The organism is Pseudomonas sp. Pseusp3 (genome assembly GCF_047304225.1).
GTDB classification, from domain to species: domain Bacteria; phylum Pseudomonadota; class Gammaproteobacteria; order Pseudomonadales; family Pseudomonadaceae; genus Aquipseudomonas; species Aquipseudomonas fluorescens_CD.
The window spans coordinates 22,184-42,549 of the sequence record NZ_JBGLYV010000022.1 but is presented as its reverse complement, the minus strand read 5'-3'; the positions used below and the strand labels follow the sequence as shown (position 1 = coordinate 42,549).

Genomic DNA, 20,366 nt, shown 5'->3' with positions numbered 1-20,366 from the left:
ACCGGCGGCATAGTCGTCGGTGGCTCTTTCCGTGGTGGTGGGGTGGTAGGCTTATATCTGTAGCAGTTACTGTCTGCGTTACATATCAAGCTTCATTTATCCAGGATGCTCCGCAAATATCGGCTCGGACACAGCGCGGATAAATGCTTCATCTACCGTTTTGGCCCGATAGCGTTGAATGAACTCTGACCCGCTGGCAAAGCGATGAAAGCGTTGCTGACTGATCATGTAGAAATAAGTACAGTTGTTTACTATTTCATCGACGTTATGTGATGACACCAGGATCGCCATACCATCATTAGCCGCGCCATGAAGGCACTCCCAGATATAATGGCGAAATTCAGGGTCTACACCGGCAGTAGGCTCATCGAGAATAATGAAGTCAGTGGAAATTGATAGAAGAGAAAGGGCAAAGAACCAGCGTGTCTCTCCATAGCTGCACAATGACGATTTTTTGTTCCATATGTCTTTGTATCGACTAACGATAGAGGGGCTCCAGTTACTTAGCTTTTCCAGAGCTCGTGACTGTGTCATTTTTTTATCAGAGGATAGTGCGATGACCATTTTGAAGATATCACGCATGCGCAGAGTCGGAGGGGTTGTGATTATTTGAGACAGGTAAGAGAAGTCGGGGAAGTCATTTTCAATATAACCGGATTTTATTTTTTTCAGTTCGCAGACGATATCGAAAAACGTGGTCTTTCCTGATCCATTCGGGCCTAGAATGCCTACGATGGAGCCCTGAGGAATCTCAAGAGATGCTCGGGTTAAAATCGCTTTATCGTCATAGGAAAAATCAATGAATTTTGCACTAAATCGACGCATTAGTATCTGCTCCAAACCGGGTTGATTCTTAAGTGCTTTAGTAGCGCTAAAGCCGATGCAATAGCGAATAATGCTATTATGGCGACCGTTGGCTTATTATGATTCAAGTCATTTGTCATTAAATTGGTTGCAGTTGTGAGCGGGTTTGCAAGGTTTATGATGTCCACGATGTCATTTGTTTTGCTAGCCCCAAGTACTCCCAGGATAAGCATGAAAAACGAACAAATTGACAGTAGTGTATTTGAGTTTTGAAAGTTGATTGGAAGCAGCGTAAATGCGGCGCCAAGGCTGCAAAACATGACAAAGCAAGTATAAAAGCGTAGAGTGATCCTCAGTAGCTCTTCGAGATCATAGCTACCAAATGGGATCTTTGTTGCCAAGTAAAAAATGGAGCAGTACGCAATTGAAATTAATGAGTAAGCAAAAAAGTGCGAATACAAAAATATGATTTTTGACTGTTTTGAGTAAATGAATGATCGAATAAATCCACTTTCTCTTCTTCCGATTATATAAAACGCAAATCCAAATAGCGCTACGCTTGATGAAACGTATGCATAAAACCATGCTGATGCCTCAATATACTCACTTTGAAAATAGTTGGCGTCTTGCTTTGTAGCTGCGAAGAAATAGAAAAGTGCGCAGGGGGAAAGCATTATCCAAAACAACGCAATAGGTTCTTTGAATTGCTCTTTTATGAAAATGCCTGTTAAGGTGAAGATTCTCGAATGTAAGTTATTTTTCATGATTGATAACCTTAAGGGAATGGAACCATTTGTTCTTTTCGGGCTTTATCAATTGATGTTGAAAAACGTGCCGAGTAATCGTTGATCAGATTTATGTTTTTTGAATTGTCCATGTGCATAAATAAAGACGGGGAAACGGATTTGCAAAATGTATAGCCGGTGTTTCCTATTTTGGTCGTTTTAATATATAGATATGCTTCAATATTTTGTGATTTTAAAGCCTGTATCAATCCTTGTGTGTCGAACCCGAAAGCTGTCTGTTTATTGGAGGTGGGGTTCGAAGGTTTTATGTTTGATGTTATCTCCTTAAATGTTTTGTAGGTATCACATTTCATAAAGTGACGAATATATGGGTCCTGTAGAGAATCTGGGGTTTGTCGAAAAATTCTGAACAAGTTCATGAATCTAAACGTTTGCCACAACTCTAAAATGGATTTTTCCAGTGCGGCGGTTTGGTTTATTGCATAGGACATTCCTGCGCAATAATGAACATTTCTACTCGGATTATCGCTGCCGTAAACGGTGAGTAAACATACGCCAGGAAAGCTGTCGTCGGAAATATCAATTATTGCGAGCTTTCCAGACTTCAGGAGGGCGTTATATAAGCCATATGCGGATGTTGCCTTTATTGTTTTTGATATTTGATCGGGAGTTACTAATCCAATGCATTGTTTGGTTAGCCAGAACCGAGTCAGAAACTGTCGCTCCAATAATTCTTTGATGGAGCCAAAAATGGCAGATTCGTAGCTTTTATGAAAACTACACCCACAAGTGTCTCTGCTCGGATAAATGCTATTGTCGTCCTCATTGCCGTGATGAGACAGTGAAATGCAGATGGTGGGTATGGCGCATTTTGAAAAGTCAGAAATGCGAACTACAGAGCTCATATTAAATTTTCTGCACGCCAGGTTACTCAGGTCCGCTTCCGATGAAGCAGTTTGGTCAAAGGCTTTTATGAATTTTTTTACCTCGGCAGGTCTCAAGCATTTTTCCAGGCTGGATGAGCAATCACGTAATACCTCCAAATAAAAATGACGACGTTCAAAATACTCTCCCAAGGCAGTTGTTATTGATCCTGAGCTATTACCAACTCCTGACCCAACGGTTTGCCATTGATCTCCAACCTCAACACAAAAAGGGAAATTAAATACGCAGGGGGGTTGAATAAAAATTTCTCCTGGCAGCGCCGAATTCGTATCTTTACTGAAGATATTCATTTTGTGCCTCCTATCAGCTGTACGCATGAAGGATAGAAAAGAGTAGGGTTCACCCCCATTGCCTTGCACACCATAGTGTCGGTGTATCCTGACCATTGACGGGTTTTTAGTTTTAACGTTTTGCACTGAAGGTCGATTAACATATACATTGACCCGGTTTCCATTAAGGCTAATCTGTAACCACGATAGCGATACTTGAATAACGTCTTCGGCAAATACATCATGTAAATTATGGCGTGACTAGGGTTGCCTATATTGTTTCCGGTTGGCAATATTGCTTCTATCAGGGGGTTGATGTCATGGCTGTCTTGCAGTATTTCAAGCTTTCTAGAGTTAGGAAGAAGATGCAATATTTTTTCGCGACTTGGCCATATATTTGACGTCGATAAAGAGCAAATAAAAACTTCTACAGGGTACAGGGCGCCTGCGCTTGGGTAGCCACGTTTATGGTTTTTTTTATCCTTGCTTAACAACGGACTTATAAGCTTCTTTATTGATTCAAATGTGGCGGCGCCGCCATCAAAAAAATCGCATGAAGATTCTCTATGTAGCTGGCTTGTAACGTCCAGAGCTTCTAGCGGTGGTCCGTCGACTGTAATATCCATATCTGGGTATAGTTGTAGTTCGTTGCCTGTCAAGTCGGCAAGTAGCTTTGATTGCAAATTGTGCAGGCGGGAAATATTTTTAACGCAATCATGGATGATGAAATTACCCTTGTTATGGAATTCCAATGTATCCTCGTACACTCGCGGGTCGAGAAATTTCATATAATGGTCATGCGGTATATTTTTCATTTTTTGATCTCAGGCAGTTACAGGAGTGCCAATGTGGGCTCGGTTCCTCGGTAATGGATCCTTTAATTAAGTCTACTGTCGTCGAAGTGAATACATTGTCTTGGTATCTGAATTCACTGCCATGCTCAGTGTGAAGTTTTATTTTTTTAACTATTGCACCAATCGCCATGCTTCTTTGCAATGCACTTAGTTTCTGCGACGGTAGAGTGACGTTGCGTTCTATGCAGAATCTCAAGAGCGTCGTCCAGGAGTTTTGAGAGTTGATGCATTTTTCGTAGTTTAATTGTCGATCTATCATGCAAAAGTGACAGGGGTTTCCAATGCTGGGAACGTACGGCTGGTCGATATGGAAAATATTCCCATTTAAATATGCTAGAGAGATTGCGCTACATGGAGCCGCGTCTGCCAGACTGAAATACAGTTTCTTCAACTTGATGTAGTCATACTGCATACACATTATGATGATGAAATACGAGTTGCCCTTAGCTTGCTCTGTCAGGCTTTCAATGTTCTCGCTTATTATGTACTCGCATGTTAGCTCTTGGTTTATTGTTGTTTTGAACTCTTCGATCTCTATGCAGTCATGTGCTATTAGTGCTTTTTTGAAGTATATTTCTGAAGGTTCAGGCTTTAGTCCTATCGCATTTTGTAAGAATAGGTGTGCCGCTTTTTTTTGTAGTTTTTGCTTTGAGATTGTATCATTGAGTAGTGTCTCTGTTATGGATGTTTTATTCTGTTTTTTTAACTCTTGCAGGACGCTTAATAATTTCGTTGAGGCTGTTTTGGAAACTCCGTAGCTTGATATGATCAGCGACTCGTTGGGAAGGTTTATAATGTCGTATTCTGAATAAATAAGATTCATTAAATTTCTCCTGAAGGATCTTCCATTTTTGGAAGATCCTTTCTGCCTGAAAGACAGACGGTTTAATATCACGGTGAATTACATCGCCCTGCAGCCGCCTGTTCCGCCACCACCTGTCCCTCCCGCGCCTCCACAACCACCATTACCTCCACCGCTCCCGCCACTGCAACCACCACCACCGCCACACCCTCCACTGCCACCACAACCTCCTTGTCCCCCAGATCCACCAGCCATCTGTGGATGGGTGTTTGAGCCAAATTCATTTCTGAAGTTAAAAAGCACTTCGCCAAGTTTTTCGTTTTTCATTTGTTTTTACTCGTCGTAGTTGCCGCTCGGAATTGAGTGGCGTTGTTAGATTTAGAAGGTTGTAGCCGTTACTGCAAGTCTGCGAGCAATTGCATGTAGGAATAGTCGCTCGCGTGTCAAAGAACGGTCTTACAAGCTTTTTGGAAGTTTCTTTTGGTTGTTTAATTTCTGAGAGAGGGCGCAGCTAAATCATGTCTAGAATTTTCTATTAGAAAACTTTGCTTTAGTTTTTGTAAATGTCACATGTATGAGTCTGTGGTAGGCAAACTCGTCTGTAGGACTAAACATGCGAGAATTTTTGTGGCGGGGAAATTTTTCTGAAAAAAGGCGACAGGCGGTAGTCGAAATAATGAGACTGATCAGCTGGAGCACCCCTTCAATGAAGATGCCTACCCTGAATTTATTGCCAAGGTTGCCTATAACCTTGACCGGAGGTTCTTGACTCGTAGGGGGATCCAGCCTTTCGTTGACCCCGAACTGCGTTAGGGGCCTGTTTCGGTTCCGGATCCTGTGGGTAGCAGAGTTGGATTGTCGAATTCCGGATAGGGAGCTTTTCCTGGTAATGAATTGGTCATTGGTCCAGTCGACAGTGGCACATGGCGTGAGTCGTGCTTAAGTTGGTTGATCCCAGCACGGGGGATTTGATTCCAGCCAATTGCTCTGAACTTTGCCGATGTCCATCGCTCGGAACCTAAGTGAGTTCATTCGGCGAGGGATCTACCGATGTGGATGGCAACCCGACACAAGCGCGTCCATGGGGCGTAAAGGAGAGAGGCTCGATGACGGCTGAAAAACCGACTGAGTTGAGCTACAACCCGCACATGCCGCTGTCGCAGGCGCTGTTGCTGCCGCGTATTGTCATAGAAAACATCATGCCGACCCTTGAAGGCGGGCAGTTCGCGGTCAAAGCCGTGGTGGGGCAGGACGTGGTGGTGACGGCCAAGGTCTTCGCCGACGGGCATGACAAGTTGGCGGTTCGCGTGCGCTGGCGGGCCGACGACGAGGACGTCTGGCAAAGCGCTGTCATGCTCGACCTGGGCAACAACGGTTGGCAAGGGCAGTTCCGTGTCGACAGCCAGGGCCGGTATCTGTTCTGTATCGAAGCCTGGATCGATCAGTTTGCCAGTTTTCGTTATGAGCTGGAAAAGAAGCATGCGGCTGCCGTTCCGGTAAGCCTGGAACTGCAGGAAGGGCGGATTCATGTGCAACAAGCCGCCGAACGCAGCGAAGGGCAACTCAGTGAGCAACTGGCAGCCTTGCACCATGAACTGTCAGGACTGCTTGAAGCCGAGCAGGTCGCACTGTTTTTGCACCAACGTAGTGCCGACCTCATGGCCCGCGTCGAACACCGTGCGTATTTGAGCCTGAGCCCGGAGTGCCCGGTGGATGTGGAACGCGAGCTGGCGCAGTTCGCCAGTTGGTATGAGTTGTTCCCGCGTTCGATCACCGACGATCCTGCACGCCATGGCACTTTCAATGACGTGCATTCACGGCTGGCGATGATCCAGGACATGGGCTTCGATGTGCTGTATTTCCCGCCGATCCATCCGATCGGGCGCAGTTACCGCAAAGGCCCGAACAACGCCCTGACAGCGGGGCCCGATGATCCGGGCAGCCCTTATGCGATCGGCAGCGAGGAGGGCGGGCATGAGGCGATTCATTCGCAGTTGGGTACCCGCGACGACTTCCGGCGACTGGTGGCGGCCGCTGCCGCCCATGGCCTGGAAATCGCCCTCGATTTCGCCATCCAGTGTTCCCAGGACCATCCGTGGCTCAAGCAACACCCTGGCTGGTTCAACTGGCGGCCTGACGGCACGATCAAGTACGCGGAGAATCCGCCGAAGAAGTACCAGGACATCGTCAACGTCGACTTCTATACCCCCGAGGCGATTCCGAGCCTGTGGGTGGAGTTGCGCGATATCGTGGTGGGCTGGGTCGAGGAGGGCGTGAAGATCTTCCGCGTCGATAACCCGCACACCAAGCCGTTGCCGTTCTGGCAATGGTTGATCGCCGATGTACGGGCGTTGTACCCCGAGGTGATCTTCCTCGCCGAAGCCTTTACCACCCCGGCAATGATGGCGCGCCTGGGCAAGGTCGGTTATTCCCAGAGTTACACCTATTTCACCTGGCGCAACACCAAGGCCGAACTGGCGAGCTACTTCAGCGAACTCAACGAATCGCCCTGGCGCGAGTGCTACCGGCCGAATTTTTTCGTCAATACACCGGACATCAACCCCGCGTTCCTGCATGAGTCCGGGCGTCCCGGATTCCTCATTCGCGCTGTGCTGGCGACCATGGGCTCGGGCTTGTGGGGCATGTATTCGGGGTTCGAGCTGTGCGAGTCGGCGCCGGTGCCGGGCAAGGAAGAGTACCTCGACTCCGAGAAGTACGAAATCCGCCCCAGGGACTTCAATGCGCCGGGCAACATCATTGCCGAGATCGCCCAGCTCAACCGCATTCGCCGACAGAACCCGGCGTTGCACACGCATCTGGGCCTGAAGGTCTACAACGCCTGGAACGACAACATCCTGTATTTCGGTAAACGCAGCTTTGACGGCAGCAACTTTATCCTGGTGGCGGTCAGTCTCGATCCGCACAACGTGCAGGAAGCGAACTTCGAGTTGCCGCTATGGGAATTGGGCCTGCCCGACGACGCCAGCACCCAGGGCGAAGACTTGATGAATGGCCATCGCTGGACCTGGCACGGCAAAAACCAGTTCATGCGCATCGACCCGGCGTATCAGCCGTTCGGTATCTGGAGAATCACCGCATAGACCAGAAGGCTCCCTCGCCACAGAGAGTCTCATCCTGTGGCCAAGTCGAATTGACCAGGAGTTTCAAATGGCGAAGAAACCCAAGGCAGCCACGTTCATCAAGGACCCGCTCTGGTACAAGGACGCGGTGATCTATCAAGTTCACGTCAAATCGTATTTCGACTCCAACAACGACGGGATCGGCGACTTTCCCGGCCTCATCGCCAAGCTCGACTACATCGCCGACCTGGGCGTCAACACCATCTGGCTGTTGCCGTTCTATCCCTCGCCACGGCGTGACGACGGTTATGACATCGCCGAGTACCGCGGCGTGCACAGTGACTACGGCTCCATGGCCGATGCCCGGCGTTTCATTGCCGAGGCGCACAAGCGCGGCCTGCGGGTGATCACCGAGCTGGTCATCAACCACACGTCCGACCAGCACCCGTGGTTCCAGCGCGCACGCAAGGCCAAGCCCGGTTCGGCCGCGCGGGACTTCTACGTGTGGTCCGATGACGATCAGAAATACGACGGCACCCGCATCATTTTCCTCGACACGGAAAAGTCCAACTGGACCTGGGACCCCGTCGCCGGCCAATACTTCTGGCACCGTTTCTACTCCCACCAGCCGGACCTGAATTTCGATAACCCGCAAGTCATGAAAGCGGTGCTGTCGGTGATGCGTTACTGGCTCGACATGGGCATCGACGGCTTGCGTCTGGACGCGATTCCCTACCTGATCGAGCGCGACGGCACCAACAACGAGAACTTGCCGGAAACCCATGACGTCCTGAAAAGGATCCGCGCGGAAATCGACGCCAACTACCCCGACCGCATGCTGCTGGCCGAGGCCAATCAGTGGCCGGAGGACACCCGGTTGTACTTCGGCGAAACCGATAAGAAAGGCCTGAACGGCGACGAATGCCATATGGCTTTTCACTTCCCGTTGATGCCGCGCATGTACATGGCGCTGGCCCAGGAAGATCGCTTCCCGATCACCGATATTCTGCGCCAGACCCCGGATATTCCCGCCAACTGTCAGTGGGCAATCTTCCTGCGCAACCACGATGAGCTGACCCTGGAAATGGTCACCGACAAGGAACGCGACTACCTGTGGAATTACTATGCCGCCGACCGTCGCGCGCGGATCAATCTGGGGATTCGCCGTCGTCTGGCGCCATTGGTGGAGCGCGATCGCCGTCGGGTCGAGCTGCTCAACAGCCTGCTGCTGTCCATGCCCGGCACGCCGACCCTGTATTACGGCGACGAAATCGGCATGGGCGACAACATCTACCTCGGCGACCGCGACGGCGTGCGTACGCCGATGCAATGGTCCATCGACCGCAACGGCGGATTCTCCCGCGCCGACCCGGCCAGCCTGGTGCTGCCGCCGATCATGGACCCGCAATATGGCTACCTGTCGGTCAACGTCGAAACCCAGGCCGGCGACCCGCATTCGCTGTTGAACTGGACCCGGCGCCTGCTCGCCGTGCGCAAGCAATCCAAGGTTTTCGGGCGCGGTACGTTGAAGATGCTTTCGCCCAGCAACCGGCGGATTCTGGCCTACACCCGTGAATACACCGGGGTGGACGGCAAGCACGAAGTCATTCTGTGCGTGGCCAACGTATCGCGCAGTGCCCAGGCCGCCGAGCTGGATTTGTCGGCCTACGTCGGCATGGTGCCGGTGGAAATGCTCGGGGGTAACGCGTTCCCGCCCATCGGCCAGCTGAATTTCCTCCTGACGCTGGCACCTTACGGCTTTTACTGGTTCGGCCTCGCCGCGGAAAACCAGATGCCGAGCTGGCACGTGGAGCCCGCGCAAAGCCTGCCGGACTTCACTACGCTGGTGCTGAAAAAGCGCATGGAAGAACTGCTCGAAGCACCGTCAAGGACCACGCTGGAGCAAAGCATCCTGCCGAACTGGTTGCAGAACAGACGCTGGTTTGCGGGCAAGGACGCTGCCATCGAACAGGTCGATCTGGCCTATGGCGTGCGTTTCGGCGATCCGCAGCACCCGGTGCTGTTCAGTGAGATCAATGTCACCAGTGGTGGCCAGAGCAGTCGCTACCAGTTGCCGTTCGGCTTTATCCCGGAAGACCAGGTCGGTACGCCGCTGCCGCAGCAATTGGCGCTATCGCGGGTACGGCGCGGACGCCAGGTCGGCCTGATCACCGATGCCTTCAGCCTGGAAGCTTTTGTGCATGCCGTATTGCAGGGCATTCAGGCCGGCACCGTATTGGCTTCCAGCGATGGCGACATCCGCTTCGAGCCCACCGCCGAGCTGGAAAAACTCGGCCTCAATGCCGAGTCGCCGGTGCGCTACCTGTCCGCGGAGCAGTCCAACAGCTCAGTGGTGATCGGCAACAGCCTGGTGCTGAAGTTGATCCGCAAGGTCGCTTCCGGGGTGCATCCTGAACTGGAAATGAGTGCGTATCTGACTGAAGCCGGGTTCGGCAATGTTTCGCCATTGCTGGGGGCCGTGGTGCGTCGGGATGCAGCGGGTCAAGACAACTTGCTGATGATTGCCCAAGGCTACCTGAGTAATCAGGGTGATGCCTGGGAGTGGACCCAGAACAATCTCGAACGGGCGCTTCGCGATGAGTTGGCTGACGCGGTGTCCGAGCAGGAGCAACATTACAACGCGCTCGGCGAACTGAAAGATTTCGCCGCTATGCTCGGTCAGCGCCTGGGGGAAATGCATCAGGTACTGGCAGCGCCGGGTACCCCCCCGGATTTCTTGCCGCAGGTCACTACACAGAAGGAAGCGCTGGCCTCGGCCAAGGATGTCGCGGCGCAAATCGAGCATGCGCTGAACTTGCTCAAGCAACATGAAAATCAACTGAATACGGCGGACCAGACTCTGGTCAGCCATTTGCTGGACAACAAAAAAACCATTCTTGGTCATGTGCAAGAGTTGGGCAAAAAGACCGCGGGCGGATTGCGCATTCGTGTGCACGGCGACCTGCATTTGGGGCAGGTGCTGGTGATCAAGGGCGATGCCTATCTGATCGACTTTGAAGGTGAACCGGCACGACCGTTGCAAGAACGACGGGGCAAGCACAGCCCGTACAAGGATGTCAGTGGCGTGCTGCGCTCCTTCGACTATGCGGCGGCGATGGCGATCAACGTGCAGAGCATCGACAACACGGCTGCGGCCGCTGCTGCGCGTTTGCGGGTCACCGAGCGCTACTTGAGCGAAGCGCGGCAAGCATTTGTCGACGCTTATCGGCTGGCGGCAGCTAGTCTTGCCCATGCATGGCAAGATCCCGAAGGCGAGGACGCCGCGCTGGCGTTGTTCGGTCTGGAGAAGGCGGCGTATGAAGTGGCCTATGAGGCGGAAAATCGCCCCACCTGGTTGCCCGTGCCGTTGCACGGTTTATATGGATTATTGAGTGGGCTAAAACCCTTTTCCGATCTTGGTGGAGAGTAGTCATGAGTGTCTCGAACAAGGAACAGGGTCATCACAAAGAAGCGCTACTGCCCAGCGCGCGGGATATCGATGCATTGGTGCGTGCCGAGCATATCGATCCTTTCGCCATTCTCGGCCCACACGGCGATGGCGCCGGCGGGCTGTTCATTCGTGCTTATCTGCCGGGCGCCCTGAGTGTAGAAGTGCTGGCCAGGGATTCGGGCGAAGAGCTTGGAAAGCTTGAAGCCACAGAGACGCCGGGGTTGTTTGTCGGGCATTTCGACCGTGCGCAAGGGTACCTGCTGCGCACCCGTTGGGCCGGCGGCGAGCAAACGGCCGAAGACCCTTACAGCTTCGGCCCGTTGCTGGGCGAAATGGACTTGTACCTGTTTGCCGAAGGCAATCACCGTGACCTCAGCGCATGCCTTGGCGCACAACTCAAGACCGTGGACAGCGTCGACGGTGTGCGTTTCGCTGTGTGGGCGCCGAATGCCCGGCGGGTGTCGGTGGTCGGTGATTTCAACGTCTGGGACGGACGCCGGCATCCGATGCGCCTGCGTCATCCCACCGGTGTCTGGGAGTTGTTCATCCCGCGCCTGCAAGCGGGCGACGCCTACAAATACGAGATTCTCGGCGCCCACGGCATTCTGCCGTTGAAGGCTGATCCCATGGCGCTGGCCACCAGCCTGCCACCGGACACCGCTTCGAAAGTCGCTTCCCCCTTGAAAGTCGACTGGCAGGATCAGGACTGGATGATGGGCCGGGGCGATCGCCAGCGGGTGACCGCGCCATTGTCGATCTACGAATTGCACGCCGGCTCGTGGCAATGCGAGCTGGACGACCTGGGCGAAGTGGCTCGCCAGTACACCTGGCCCGAACTGACCGAGCGGCTGATTCCCTATGTAAAAGACCTCGGCTTCACCCACATCGAACTGATGCCGATCATGGAGCACCCGTTTGGCGGCTCGTGGGGTTATCAGTTGCTGTCGCAATTCGCGCCGAGTGCGCGATATGGCACGCCGGACGAGTTCGCCGCGTTCGTCAACGCCTGCCATGTGGCCGGGCTCGGGGTGATTCTTGACTGGGTACCGGCGCATTTCCCCACCGATACCCACGGCCTGGCCCAGTTCGACGGCACGGCGCTGTACGAGTATGGCAACCCGCAGGAGGGCTTCCACCAGGATTGGGACACGCTGATCTACAACCTGGGACGCACCGAAGTGCACGGCTACATGCTGGCGTCGGCGCTGCACTGGCTCAAGCATTTCCATGTCGACGGCCTGCGGGTCGACGCGGTGGCCTCGATGCTGTACCGCGACTACTCGCGCAAGGCCGGCGAGTGGGTGCCGAACCGCCATGGCGGGCGGGAGAACCTCGAAGCCATCGACTTCCTGCGCCACCTCAACGATGTGGTGGCCCTGGAAGCGCCTGGTGCACTGGTCATCGCCGAAGAATCCACTGCATGGCCGGGCGTCAGCCAGGGTACGCAACAGGGCGGCCTGGGTTTCGCCTATAAATGGAACATGGGCTGGATGCACGATTCGCTGCATTACATCCAGCAGGACCCGGTCTACCGCGCCCATCACCACAACGAGTTGAGTTTCGGCCTGGTGTACGCCTGGTCCGAGCGCTTCATCCTGCCGATCTCCCATGACGAAGTGGTGCACGGCAAGCACTCGCTGATCGACAAGATGCCCGGCGACCGCTGGCAGAAATTCGCCAACCTGCGGGCCTACCTGAGTTTCATGTGGGCACATCCGGGCAAGAAACTGCTGTTCATGGGCTGCGAGTTCGGCCAGTGGCGCGAGTGGAACCATGACCAGCAACTGGACTGGTACCTGTTGCAATACTCCGAGCACAAGGGCGTGCAGAAACTGGTGGCCGACCTCAACCGCCTGTACCGCGAAGAGCCGGCGCTGCATGAGCAGGACGATGTGCCGCAGGGTTTCCAATGGCTGATCGGCGATGACGCGATCAACAGCGTTTATGCGTGGCTGCGCTGGAGCAAGGACGGCAAGCCGCTGCTGGTGGTGGCCAACTTTACGCCGGTGCCGCGTGAGGCTTATCGGGTTGGCGTGCCGTTTGCCGGGCAGTGGAACGAGGTGCTCAACAGCGATTCGTCGATCTATGCCGGTTCCAACTACGGCAATAGCGGCGGGGCGGTGGCCGAGGAGACGCCGAGCCATGGGCAGGCGTTGTCGTTGGTGTTGAATTTGCCGCCGTTGGCGGTTTTGATGTTGAGGCTGGAGGAATAACAGACGCCTGACTGAAAAGGCGGTGATGTATGACGAACGTGTCGCACTGAGGCTGTGAAGCCTGATACTTACGTTTTATCGTCATAATCAGTGCCCTTTCGGCTGTTTTAATGAGGCATGACAGTTCGACTGCCAGTGTGACCCCGGGCTTCTTTGAGTCTAATCACAAATTGATTGTTGTTGGTTTCTCTTCTGCTGACCGCGGTTACCGTAAAGTCTGCATGAGGAGTGAATAAATAACCCTGTACCTCTGACGCGGAATAGCTTGAAATCACGCTTGAGGCACTAAATCCTTCTATGATGAAAAGAGCCGAGTTTTCTTTGCGCATAAAATCTTCGGCGCCTTTTTTTCTTTCAGTACCGAAAGAAAGCTCTTCGAGTAAATTACGGATCCGTCATTCCGGGCCGCGATGAACGCCTGTAATCCTGACTCGGTTATGCTCTGGCCTCGATAGTAGGTTTGCATTGATTTGTTATTTTGTTGATAGAGTTGGTAGCTTACCTGCATAGCGCGTTCTGTATCGAAGACGGAAGCAGAGGTCTGAATGTTTTTTTTCTTTTCTTTTCCGTCTCTACCTGAAAATAGCTGATCTCCGTGGGTGTCTTCTAGCTGTCTGATTACTTTTTTTTCATTAATGGATATTTCTTTTCCGGTTCTCATTGCAGTGTTAATTGCGTTAGAGGCCTCGGTTGTTGCGTAAAAAGCTTTGAATTCACGCATGTACTTATATTCTTGGGGTGGTTTGTCAATTGCTTTTTTAGGTGTTGCGATTGCTAAGTTGCTTATCTGTGTCGTTGCTTCTTCAAGCGGTGAGTCCATTTTCATTCGAATTCTTTCTATAGCTTTTTTAATAATCCTTTCGGAAAGTCCACGCGTCTTAGCAACATGTGCCACGAATTCCAGAACCCTTTCAGGATTTGCTGGGTACTCTTTATGAAAACTTTCGGATCTCAATGTTTCTCGCGCCAGATCCCCTTCTGGTGACAAACCATTTGAATCATATAGCGCAATGGGATTATTCCTGACCATCCGATAGAAGTTTATGCCATCAATCGCCCCCGCGGGATCCGGATTAATCCACCGCTGCAACCACGGTGCGTAATACCGGAACCCGTAATAATAAAGCCCCGTCGCATCCCGCTCCTTGCCCGAATATCGCACAGTCTTGTATCGGGCTTCTGTGGCCGAGCGTGCTGCGAAACAAGCCGTCCCCCCAAACGGGTAATACCATTCCTGGCTGATCAGGTCGGCGTTCTGGTCCAGTTCCAGTGCGCTGGAATTCAGGTGGTCGTTGAGGCTGTAACGCACCTGGTCGTTGGCGATGTCATCCGGCTTTCGGGTGACCCAGTGCAGCACCTGGACGCTGTTGCTGCCGGCGCTGGCATTGATCACGTGAAGGATTTCGCCCGTGCCGTCGTGACGACGGATTTCCACACCGGGCAGGTAGCGCACTTCGCTGATCAGGGTGCGGGCGTTGGTCTGGCTAGAGCGCAGTTTGCGCAGCCGTTGCCCGCCACCGTCGTAGAGGTAGTGTTCATAGTCATCACTGCCATCGTCGCGGACCACCGGACGCACGCTGGACAGTTGATTGCGCAGGTCCCAGCCGAGCGATTGGCCCGCTTGCAACTCACGCAAATTTCCGTTGGCGTCGAAACCGGCGACCAGTTCGGCTTCAGTCGGCGGCCGGCCGTTGCGTTCGGGCAGGCAGCGGTTGCTGTAACGGGCGCGGGTCAAGGTGCGGCCATGGGCCTGAGAGCCGACGTGCACCAAATCCAGGAGATTGCCGCCGGCGTCGTAGTGAAAGGTCTGGCTGTACCGGGCGACCTGGTTGGGGTCGAGGGGCAAGGGTTGCAGGTCGGGCAGGGCAGGACCGCCATGGCCGGTCTTGGCTTCCCATCCTGTGGCTTCGATCAGTTGATCGAGGGTGTCGTAGTGATAGGTCTTGATCGGTTCGATGCGCTGGTTGTTGAAGTAGCGGATCGGCTGGGCAGCATCTTCCAGGCTCAGTACGTTGCCGACCGCGTCGTAGCTATATTTCAGGTCCTGCAGTGGCGTGCCGTTGGCCTTGTGTGCGCTCAGGCCGATGAGGCGGCCATCCGCCGGATCGTAGCGGTGACGGGTGAGGACGCCGTTGCCGGCGGTTTCCGACTCGATCTGACCGGAGGCGCTGTAGTGAAGATCGCTGACCAGCGTCAGCTCTTTTTGATCGTCACCGGCCAGGGTCAGGTGCGTGCCCTTCAATTCGCCGGCGACGGTATAGGCAAAACGTTGACGATTGCCCAGCGCGTCGATTTGGCTGAGCAGTTCACCGCTGGCGGCATGGTGCAGCGCGGTGGTGGCGCCCTCAGCGGGCTCAAGCAACGCATCGCGAGCGGCCACGCTGTCGGGCCAGTTCACCGGCAAGGTATCCAATAAAAAATGCCGGGTCTGTTGCAGCGCGGCGCCAGCGATCCCGAGTTCGCGCAGGTGCAAGGTGCCGGCCGGGTCGTCATGGCGAATCAATTGACCGCACAGATTGCGCGAGGCCGCGTCGGCATCGACGCTCGCATACGTAAATCGCTCGAGGACGTGCGCGGCGACATCTTCACCACGTTCATGTACGGCCACCGGCCGCAGCAGTTCATCGAACTCAGTCCGGGAATGGCTGCCACGGCCGTCCCAAGCCTCGACGCGTTGCCCGGCAGCACTGTGCAACGCCACCCGCCAACCCGCGTCCACGCTGTCACTCGACAAGGGTGCACCAGACAGGCTGTACACCTGGCCCAAGTTCGCCGGCACCGACGCATCGTTCTGCGCCAAGGCAAACAGATACGGATCCCTGCTGGCCACCGCCCGGCCGGCGGCATCGAACCGTTGATGCGTCACTCGTGTATCAACCGGATCAGCCGCTAGCCGCCGATGGTATTGAATGGCCCTGATCGCCAAGCCACGCGGATCTGAAACCGCAAGGTTCGGTGTGCCGTGGTGCGCAGAATTCAATGGCATGAGTGATGGTCTCGATCAGAGTGCCCCGCCATTACAATGCATCACCCGCAGAGCCGTGGATACTGTAAGAAATACCAGTTTTTACCAGCGCATCCGCACACCCAGACTACCAATCAAGCCATTCAAGTCGTTGTCATCCACATCGCTGCTGTAATCGGCGCTGACGTAAAAACTCACGGTCGGCGTGACTCTGGCGACCAGGCCCAGGCCCAGTTCGACGGTCGTGGAATTGCGGCTGCTGCTGATCTTGTCGACCTGATCGAGGGTCACGCTGTTGCCGGAGTACGCCGTGTGCCACAAGTTGGTCCGCACGTAAGGTTCGACCAGCAGGCCGCTGATGTCGTAACTGCCTTTCAAGTGCGCACCGACCCGGCCACTCCACGAAGTCAGATCGGTGGAAGACGCGTTGCCCGAACCGGCATACGGGGTGTCCAGAGAGATGCGCTGATTGATCAACTGTGCCTGGGGTTCAACCACCCAGTTTTCGCCAAGGCCGATGGGAATGCCACCTTCTACCGACAGTGTGACCGCGCTGCCCTCGGTGGCTCTTCGGGTCCCTTGCTCGTTGCGGCTGAAGCCGTTGACCCGACCACCGCTGGCGGTCAGGTCGACGTGCCAGCCTTGTGGTCCGGTCAGGCTCCAGTAGGCGCCGAGGCTTTGTCCCTGGAGGTTGAGCGTGTCGCTATTGGGGTTGGACATTACCGGGGTGATCTGCGTGCCGTTGTTGTTGAGCTGGAACTGGCTCGTGCCGCCGACCAGCCCGACCCTCTGCGTATGGCCGCTGGCGCTTTGCAGGGTGAAGATCGCCGGGCCTTTGACTTCGTGGGTGCCGGGAACGGCCAGCTCCAGGGAAAGGAAATCGGTTTGTGCCTGGCGAGAGGGCTGGCCGTAGAGTTGGTCCCAGGCCGTGGGCGCGGCGTCTTCGGTAGTCAGGCTGGAACTTCGCAGATCGGGATGAGCGTTGAACTGACCGGGGTACGTTACTGCAAGGGTAGACAGACTGAGCGTCGGGATGTCCTGTCGATACCACGGGGTTGTTTCTTGTTCGGCAGGGGCGGCTTGTATTTCCAGGGAGGAACACAGCAGGAGTGAACTCGACACGGTGCAAAAAGCGACTTTGATCTCTTCTGGGGTGAGTGAAGTTTTCATGGAGGTCTACCTTGCAGGCGCATGTAGCATCTCGCTCTGGCGTCTCTCCTACCCCGAATGAGGGGCGACCGAATGGGATAGGACTCGCCACCGGCTGCCCGTTTTTACGGGAGTCCGAGGCGGGTCCTGATGGCATATCCGGGGGTAGTAAAGTGAAGTCAAGAAGAGCGAAATGGTCGCGTCAAGAGGATGGCCGATAAGTGGTAATGGTTTAAGTGCCTGATTTATGACGTGTCTCTAAGTTCTTGTTTGTTCGTCGGATCGTCAAAAAAAAACCGGGATAGAATGGTTGTCGATCCTCACCACTTCACCCGCACCCCCACGTTACCGAATGTTCCCCGTTGCTGGGTGCTGTCGATATTGCTGCTGTAGTCGACGCCGGCATACACACTGACGGATGTCGCGACGCTCAGCACCATCCCGATACCGAGGTCGGCGGACGAGGTTCGTTGTTGGGATTCGACCTGATCGACATGGTCAAAGGTGACGGTATCGGTACCGGTAAAGGTGTGCCAGATATTGGCCCGCAGATACGGCTCAAGCGGCCTGCCGCCGACTTCGTAGCGACCTTTGAGTCGAGCGCCGACGCGGCCGGTCCAGGCGCTGTCGGAATCGAACGAGACATGGGAGATGCCGTCGTCCTGACTGTCGAGTCTGACCTTCTGGTAAATCGCCTGGGCCTGGGGTTCGATCACCCAGCCAGCAGCCACCGCGATCGGGTATCCGACCTCTGCCGATAAGGTCGTGACGTGACCGTCATTGTCGATCTTCAGGCCGCTTTGCGAGTGGTTGTCACCGTTGAGCCAGGTGTACATGGCCACGGTATCGAGATAGGCGCCGGCAGGATCGGTCAGGGTCCAGTAAACGCCAAGACTGTCGCCTTGCAATTCCACCTTGCCGGAGCGTTTGCCTTCGAAGCCCTCGTTGAAACCGTCGACATCACCTTGCAGGCGGCTGTGGCCGACAAAGAAACCACTGCGCTGGGTCTGTCCACTCGCCAGTTGTGAACTGAACAGGTCATTGCCGACCTGGAAGCCATTGAGCGAGCCGTCCAGTCTTGGCGTGACGGTGCCGGCCCAGGTCTGCTCGAGATTCTTGCCGTAGACCCGGCCCCAACCAGCGCCCAAGGCCCCGGTTTCTGTCAGCAGGCGCTGGTCGCCTTGACGATCATGGAACGTGCCCAGCGCCGTCAGGCTCAATTGTGCGGCAGCGGGAGGCACCACCGACCAGGTGGGAACCGCCTCGCGGTACAGCGGGATCGGTGCCGCGCCCGGGACAGCGGCGGGTAACACCGGGGTTTCGACTGTGACAACCCCTTCACCCCCCGGAACTCCGGGAACCCCGGAAACCTTAACAACCGGGGCGGCCACCGGTACTGCCACCAAAGGCGCCAGCGTCGGCGGCAAGGCGGGATCCGGGTTGGCGACGGAGACCAATGGCGGCGCCACAACCGAGGAGCGCAAGTACCAACTGTTTTCGCTGCCCGGTGTAATACCGCCTTTGAACAGGCGGTAATCGAAGGCACCGACCGAGACCGGGGCTTTGAGGGCAAATGCGGTGTTGTCGCTGACCGCCGTGCCTTGGGCCTGGACCAACTGGATGCCGTTCTGCTGCGTCAGTGCGCCTGTGCCACCGATGTTGCTGACCGTAATCAGGGTATTGCCGGTCAGCGTCCCATTGTTCACGACCAGTTTGTCACTGGGGGAGCTGTCATCGCCCACCGTGCTTTGCAAATGCAACTGACCGCCATTACCCGCGTAATTACCCTCAACAGTCAGGGTGTCATTGGTGCGTGAGTTACCACTGGCGAGATCGATGACCCCGCTGTTGTTCAAGGTTGCGAGCCGGCCTGCGGTCAATGGCGTAATGCTGCCTTGCACCGAGGTCAGCGTACTGCTGCCGTCGATATTGAATACGCCCGTGCCGGTGGTGGTGTCCCCCAGTTGAAAGTTGCCATCCAGGTCGAAGCGCGAGCCATTGCCCAAGTTGACGGTTTCCCAGTTGATGTACCGGGCGGCGCCCGATGAGGTGGTGTGATCGAAGGTCAGCAGGTCATTGCCGATACCGCCATCGGTGCCCGGGGTCAGCGCGAGGGTGCTTTCGGTCAGATTGCGCAAGGCGGCGCGGTCGTCGCCCGCCTGCAGGAGGATTGGCGAGCGGATGATCCCGCCGCCGTCCCAGACTAGGGTGTCATCGCCGTTGCCGGTGCGGATTTCGCCAACGATTTCCCCGCCCGTGACCGTGATGCTGTCGTTGCCGTTGCTGACACTGATATTGCCGCCGATTCGGCCACCGGAAACGATGATGGTGTCGGTGCCTAAACCCGTCACCAGATTGCCGAGGATCTGCCCGGCGGACATATCGAAAATATTGTTATCGAGTTTCATGTCGACGCGGCCAATGGTGCCGCCGGTCATTTTGGCGACGTCGCCATCTTCGAAGGCTCCGACGATGGTGCCGGCGGTCATCAGGAAGGTATCGCGACCATCCCCTTGGGCCAGGGACTGAATGGTCCCGCCCGACATGACGAAGTGATCGATGCCATTGCCCTGGCTGACCGCCCCGGTGACTTGCCCGGCGCTGATCGTAAAGCTGTCCGCCCCGTCGCCCTGATCCACGGTGCCGGCCACGATGCCGGAAGCCATGTCCACAGTGTCGGCGCCGGCGCCGAAGGTCACGTTGCCGTTGATCCTGCCGCTGCCATCGGCGGGGAAGGTCAGGGTGTTATTGCCTGCCAAATCGCTCAGCGGGCCGCTGGTAGCGCTGTCGCAGACAAAGTTGTCGTTGCCGGCGGTGGGGATGAGTGTGCAGGCTGCGTGGGCGGGCTGGGACCAGTTCGCACACAACCAGATCGAAAACAGGCACGCACCATGACGGTACCTGGACAGGTCTGTCGAAAACTCCATGTTGCCTCCGCGATGGGATCAACTTCCGTTCCCTGGGCCGTCATGAGTGGCCAGGAATCCGGCGTATTCGGCAGCGCGAGTTGCAAGACAGCATCGGGAAAAACAGCGACCCGTGTATACCTTCAGCAACCAAGACGCTACGTATGTGGTGCAAGCCCCTG

General features: G+C 55.1%; 11 protein-coding genes. 3 read left to right on the top strand and 8 right to left on the bottom strand.

Annotated features, from left to right (window positions below):
- Positions 1-96 precede the first annotated feature (96 nt).
- Genes ACCD00_RS10125 through ACCD00_RS10105 form a run of 5 tightly spaced genes read right to left on the bottom strand, consistent with a single transcriptional unit; the run spans position 97 to position 4,441 of the window.
- Complete coding sequence (locus tag ACCD00_RS10125; protein ID WP_413424088.1) at positions 97-825, bottom strand: ATP-binding cassette domain-containing protein; 729 nt, start codon at positions 823-825, stop codon at positions 97-99.
- Positions 825-1,568 (bottom strand): ABC transporter permease, encoded by a 744-nt coding sequence (locus ACCD00_RS10120; protein WP_413424086.1) that lies wholly within the window; start codon positions 1,566-1,568, stop codon positions 825-827. Before ACCD00_RS10120 ends, ACCD00_RS10125 begins: the two co-directional genes overlap by 1 nt.
- A gap of 11 nt (positions 1,569-1,579) precedes the next feature.
- Positions 1,580-2,785, bottom strand: a complete 1,206-nt coding sequence (locus tag ACCD00_RS10115) for a YcaO-like family protein (RefSeq protein ID WP_413424084.1) — start codon at positions 2,783-2,785, stop codon at positions 1,580-1,582.
- A complete protein-coding gene (locus ACCD00_RS10110; protein ID WP_413424082.1) occupies positions 2,782-3,552 on the bottom strand; it encodes a SagB/ThcOx family dehydrogenase in 771 nt (256 codons plus the stop codon). Before ACCD00_RS10110 ends, ACCD00_RS10115 begins: the two co-directional genes overlap by 4 nt.
- 7 nt (positions 3,553-3,559) lie before the next feature.
- A complete protein-coding gene (locus ACCD00_RS10105) occupies positions 3,560-4,441 on the bottom strand; it encodes an McbB family protein (RefSeq protein WP_413424080.1) in 882 nt (293 codons plus the stop codon).
- A 1,085-nt stretch (positions 4,442-5,526) separates the two neighbouring features.
- On the opposite strand from ACCD00_RS10105, the gene ACCD00_RS10100 reads away from it, so the two are divergent.
- The 3 genes from ACCD00_RS10100 (at position 5,527) to glgB (ending at position 13,164) form a co-directional block, all read left to right on the top strand.
- On the top strand, positions 5,527-7,521 hold the full coding sequence (locus tag ACCD00_RS10100; protein ID WP_413424078.1) for an alpha-1,4-glucan--maltose-1-phosphate maltosyltransferase: 1,995 nt from the start codon (positions 5,527-5,529) through the stop codon (positions 7,519-7,521).
- A gap of 67 nt (positions 7,522-7,588) precedes the next feature.
- The gene (gene treS / locus ACCD00_RS10095) at positions 7,589-10,930 is read left to right on the top strand and encodes a maltose alpha-D-glucosyltransferase (RefSeq protein WP_413424076.1); all 3,342 of its coding nucleotides are present in this window, start codon (positions 7,589-7,591) and stop codon (positions 10,928-10,930) included.
- Positions 10,931-10,932: 2 nt separating this feature from the next.
- Positions 10,933-13,164: a 1,4-alpha-glucan branching protein GlgB gene (glgB, locus tag ACCD00_RS10090; protein WP_413424074.1), complete on the top strand. Its 2,232-nt coding sequence runs from the start codon at positions 10,933-10,935 to the stop codon at positions 13,162-13,164.
- 295 nt (positions 13,165-13,459) lie between these two features.
- On the opposite strand, the gene ACCD00_RS10085 is transcribed toward glgB, so the two are convergent.
- From ACCD00_RS10085 to ACCD00_RS10075, 3 genes are all read right to left on the bottom strand, one after another.
- Positions 13,460-16,150, bottom strand: coding sequence for an RHS repeat domain-containing protein (locus ACCD00_RS10085; RefSeq protein WP_413424072.1), 2,691 nt, complete (start codon positions 16,148-16,150; stop codon positions 13,460-13,462).
- 81 nt (positions 16,151-16,231) lie between these two features.
- Positions 16,232-17,299 (bottom strand): autotransporter domain-containing protein, encoded by a 1,068-nt coding sequence (locus ACCD00_RS10080; RefSeq protein WP_413424070.1) that lies wholly within the window; start codon positions 17,297-17,299, stop codon positions 16,232-16,234.
- Positions 17,300-17,598: 299 nt separating this feature from the next.
- Positions 17,599-20,205: an autotransporter outer membrane beta-barrel domain-containing protein gene (locus tag ACCD00_RS10075; protein WP_413424068.1), complete on the bottom strand. Its 2,607-nt coding sequence runs from the start codon at positions 20,203-20,205 to the stop codon at positions 17,599-17,601.
- Positions 20,206-20,366 lie beyond the last annotated feature (161 nt).

What these genes read in the sequence shown, in the direction of transcription:
- ACCD00_RS10100 (WP_413424078.1), top strand. Translation starts at nt 5,527, where the DNA reads ATGACGGCTGAAAAACCGACTGAGTTGAGCTACAACCCGCACATGCCG.
- treS (WP_413424076.1), top strand. Translation starts at nt 7,589, where the DNA reads ATGGCGAAGAAACCCAAGGCAGCCACGTTCATCAAGGACCCGCTCTGG.
- ACCD00_RS10110 (WP_413424082.1), bottom strand. Translation starts at nt 3,552, where the DNA reads ATGAAATTTCTCGACCCGCGAGTGTACGAGGATACATTGGAATTCCAT.
- ACCD00_RS10075 (WP_413424068.1), bottom strand. Translation starts at nt 20,205, where the DNA reads ATGGAGTTTTCGACAGACCTGTCCAGGTACCGTCATGGTGCGTGCCTG.
- ACCD00_RS10105 (WP_413424080.1), bottom strand. Translation starts at nt 4,441, where the DNA reads ATGAATCTTATTTATTCAGAATACGACATTATAAACCTTCCCAACGAG.
- glgB (WP_413424074.1), top strand. Translation starts at nt 10,933, where the DNA reads ATGAGTGTCTCGAACAAGGAACAGGGTCATCACAAAGAAGCGCTACTG.
- ACCD00_RS10125 (WP_413424088.1), bottom strand. Translation starts at nt 825, where the DNA reads ATGCGTCGATTTAGTGCAAAATTCATTGATTTTTCCTATGACGATAAA.
- ACCD00_RS10115 (WP_413424084.1), bottom strand. Translation starts at nt 2,785, where the DNA reads ATGAATATCTTCAGTAAAGATACGAATTCGGCGCTGCCAGGAGAAATT.
- ACCD00_RS10080 (WP_413424070.1), bottom strand. Translation starts at nt 17,299, where the DNA reads ATGAAAACTTCACTCACCCCAGAAGAGATCAAAGTCGCTTTTTGCACC.
- ACCD00_RS10120 (WP_413424086.1), bottom strand. Translation starts at nt 1,568, where the DNA reads ATGAAAAATAACTTACATTCGAGAATCTTCACCTTAACAGGCATTTTC.
- ACCD00_RS10085 (WP_413424072.1), bottom strand. Translation starts at nt 16,150, where the DNA reads ATGCCATTGAATTCTGCGCACCACGGCACACCGAACCTTGCGGTTTCA.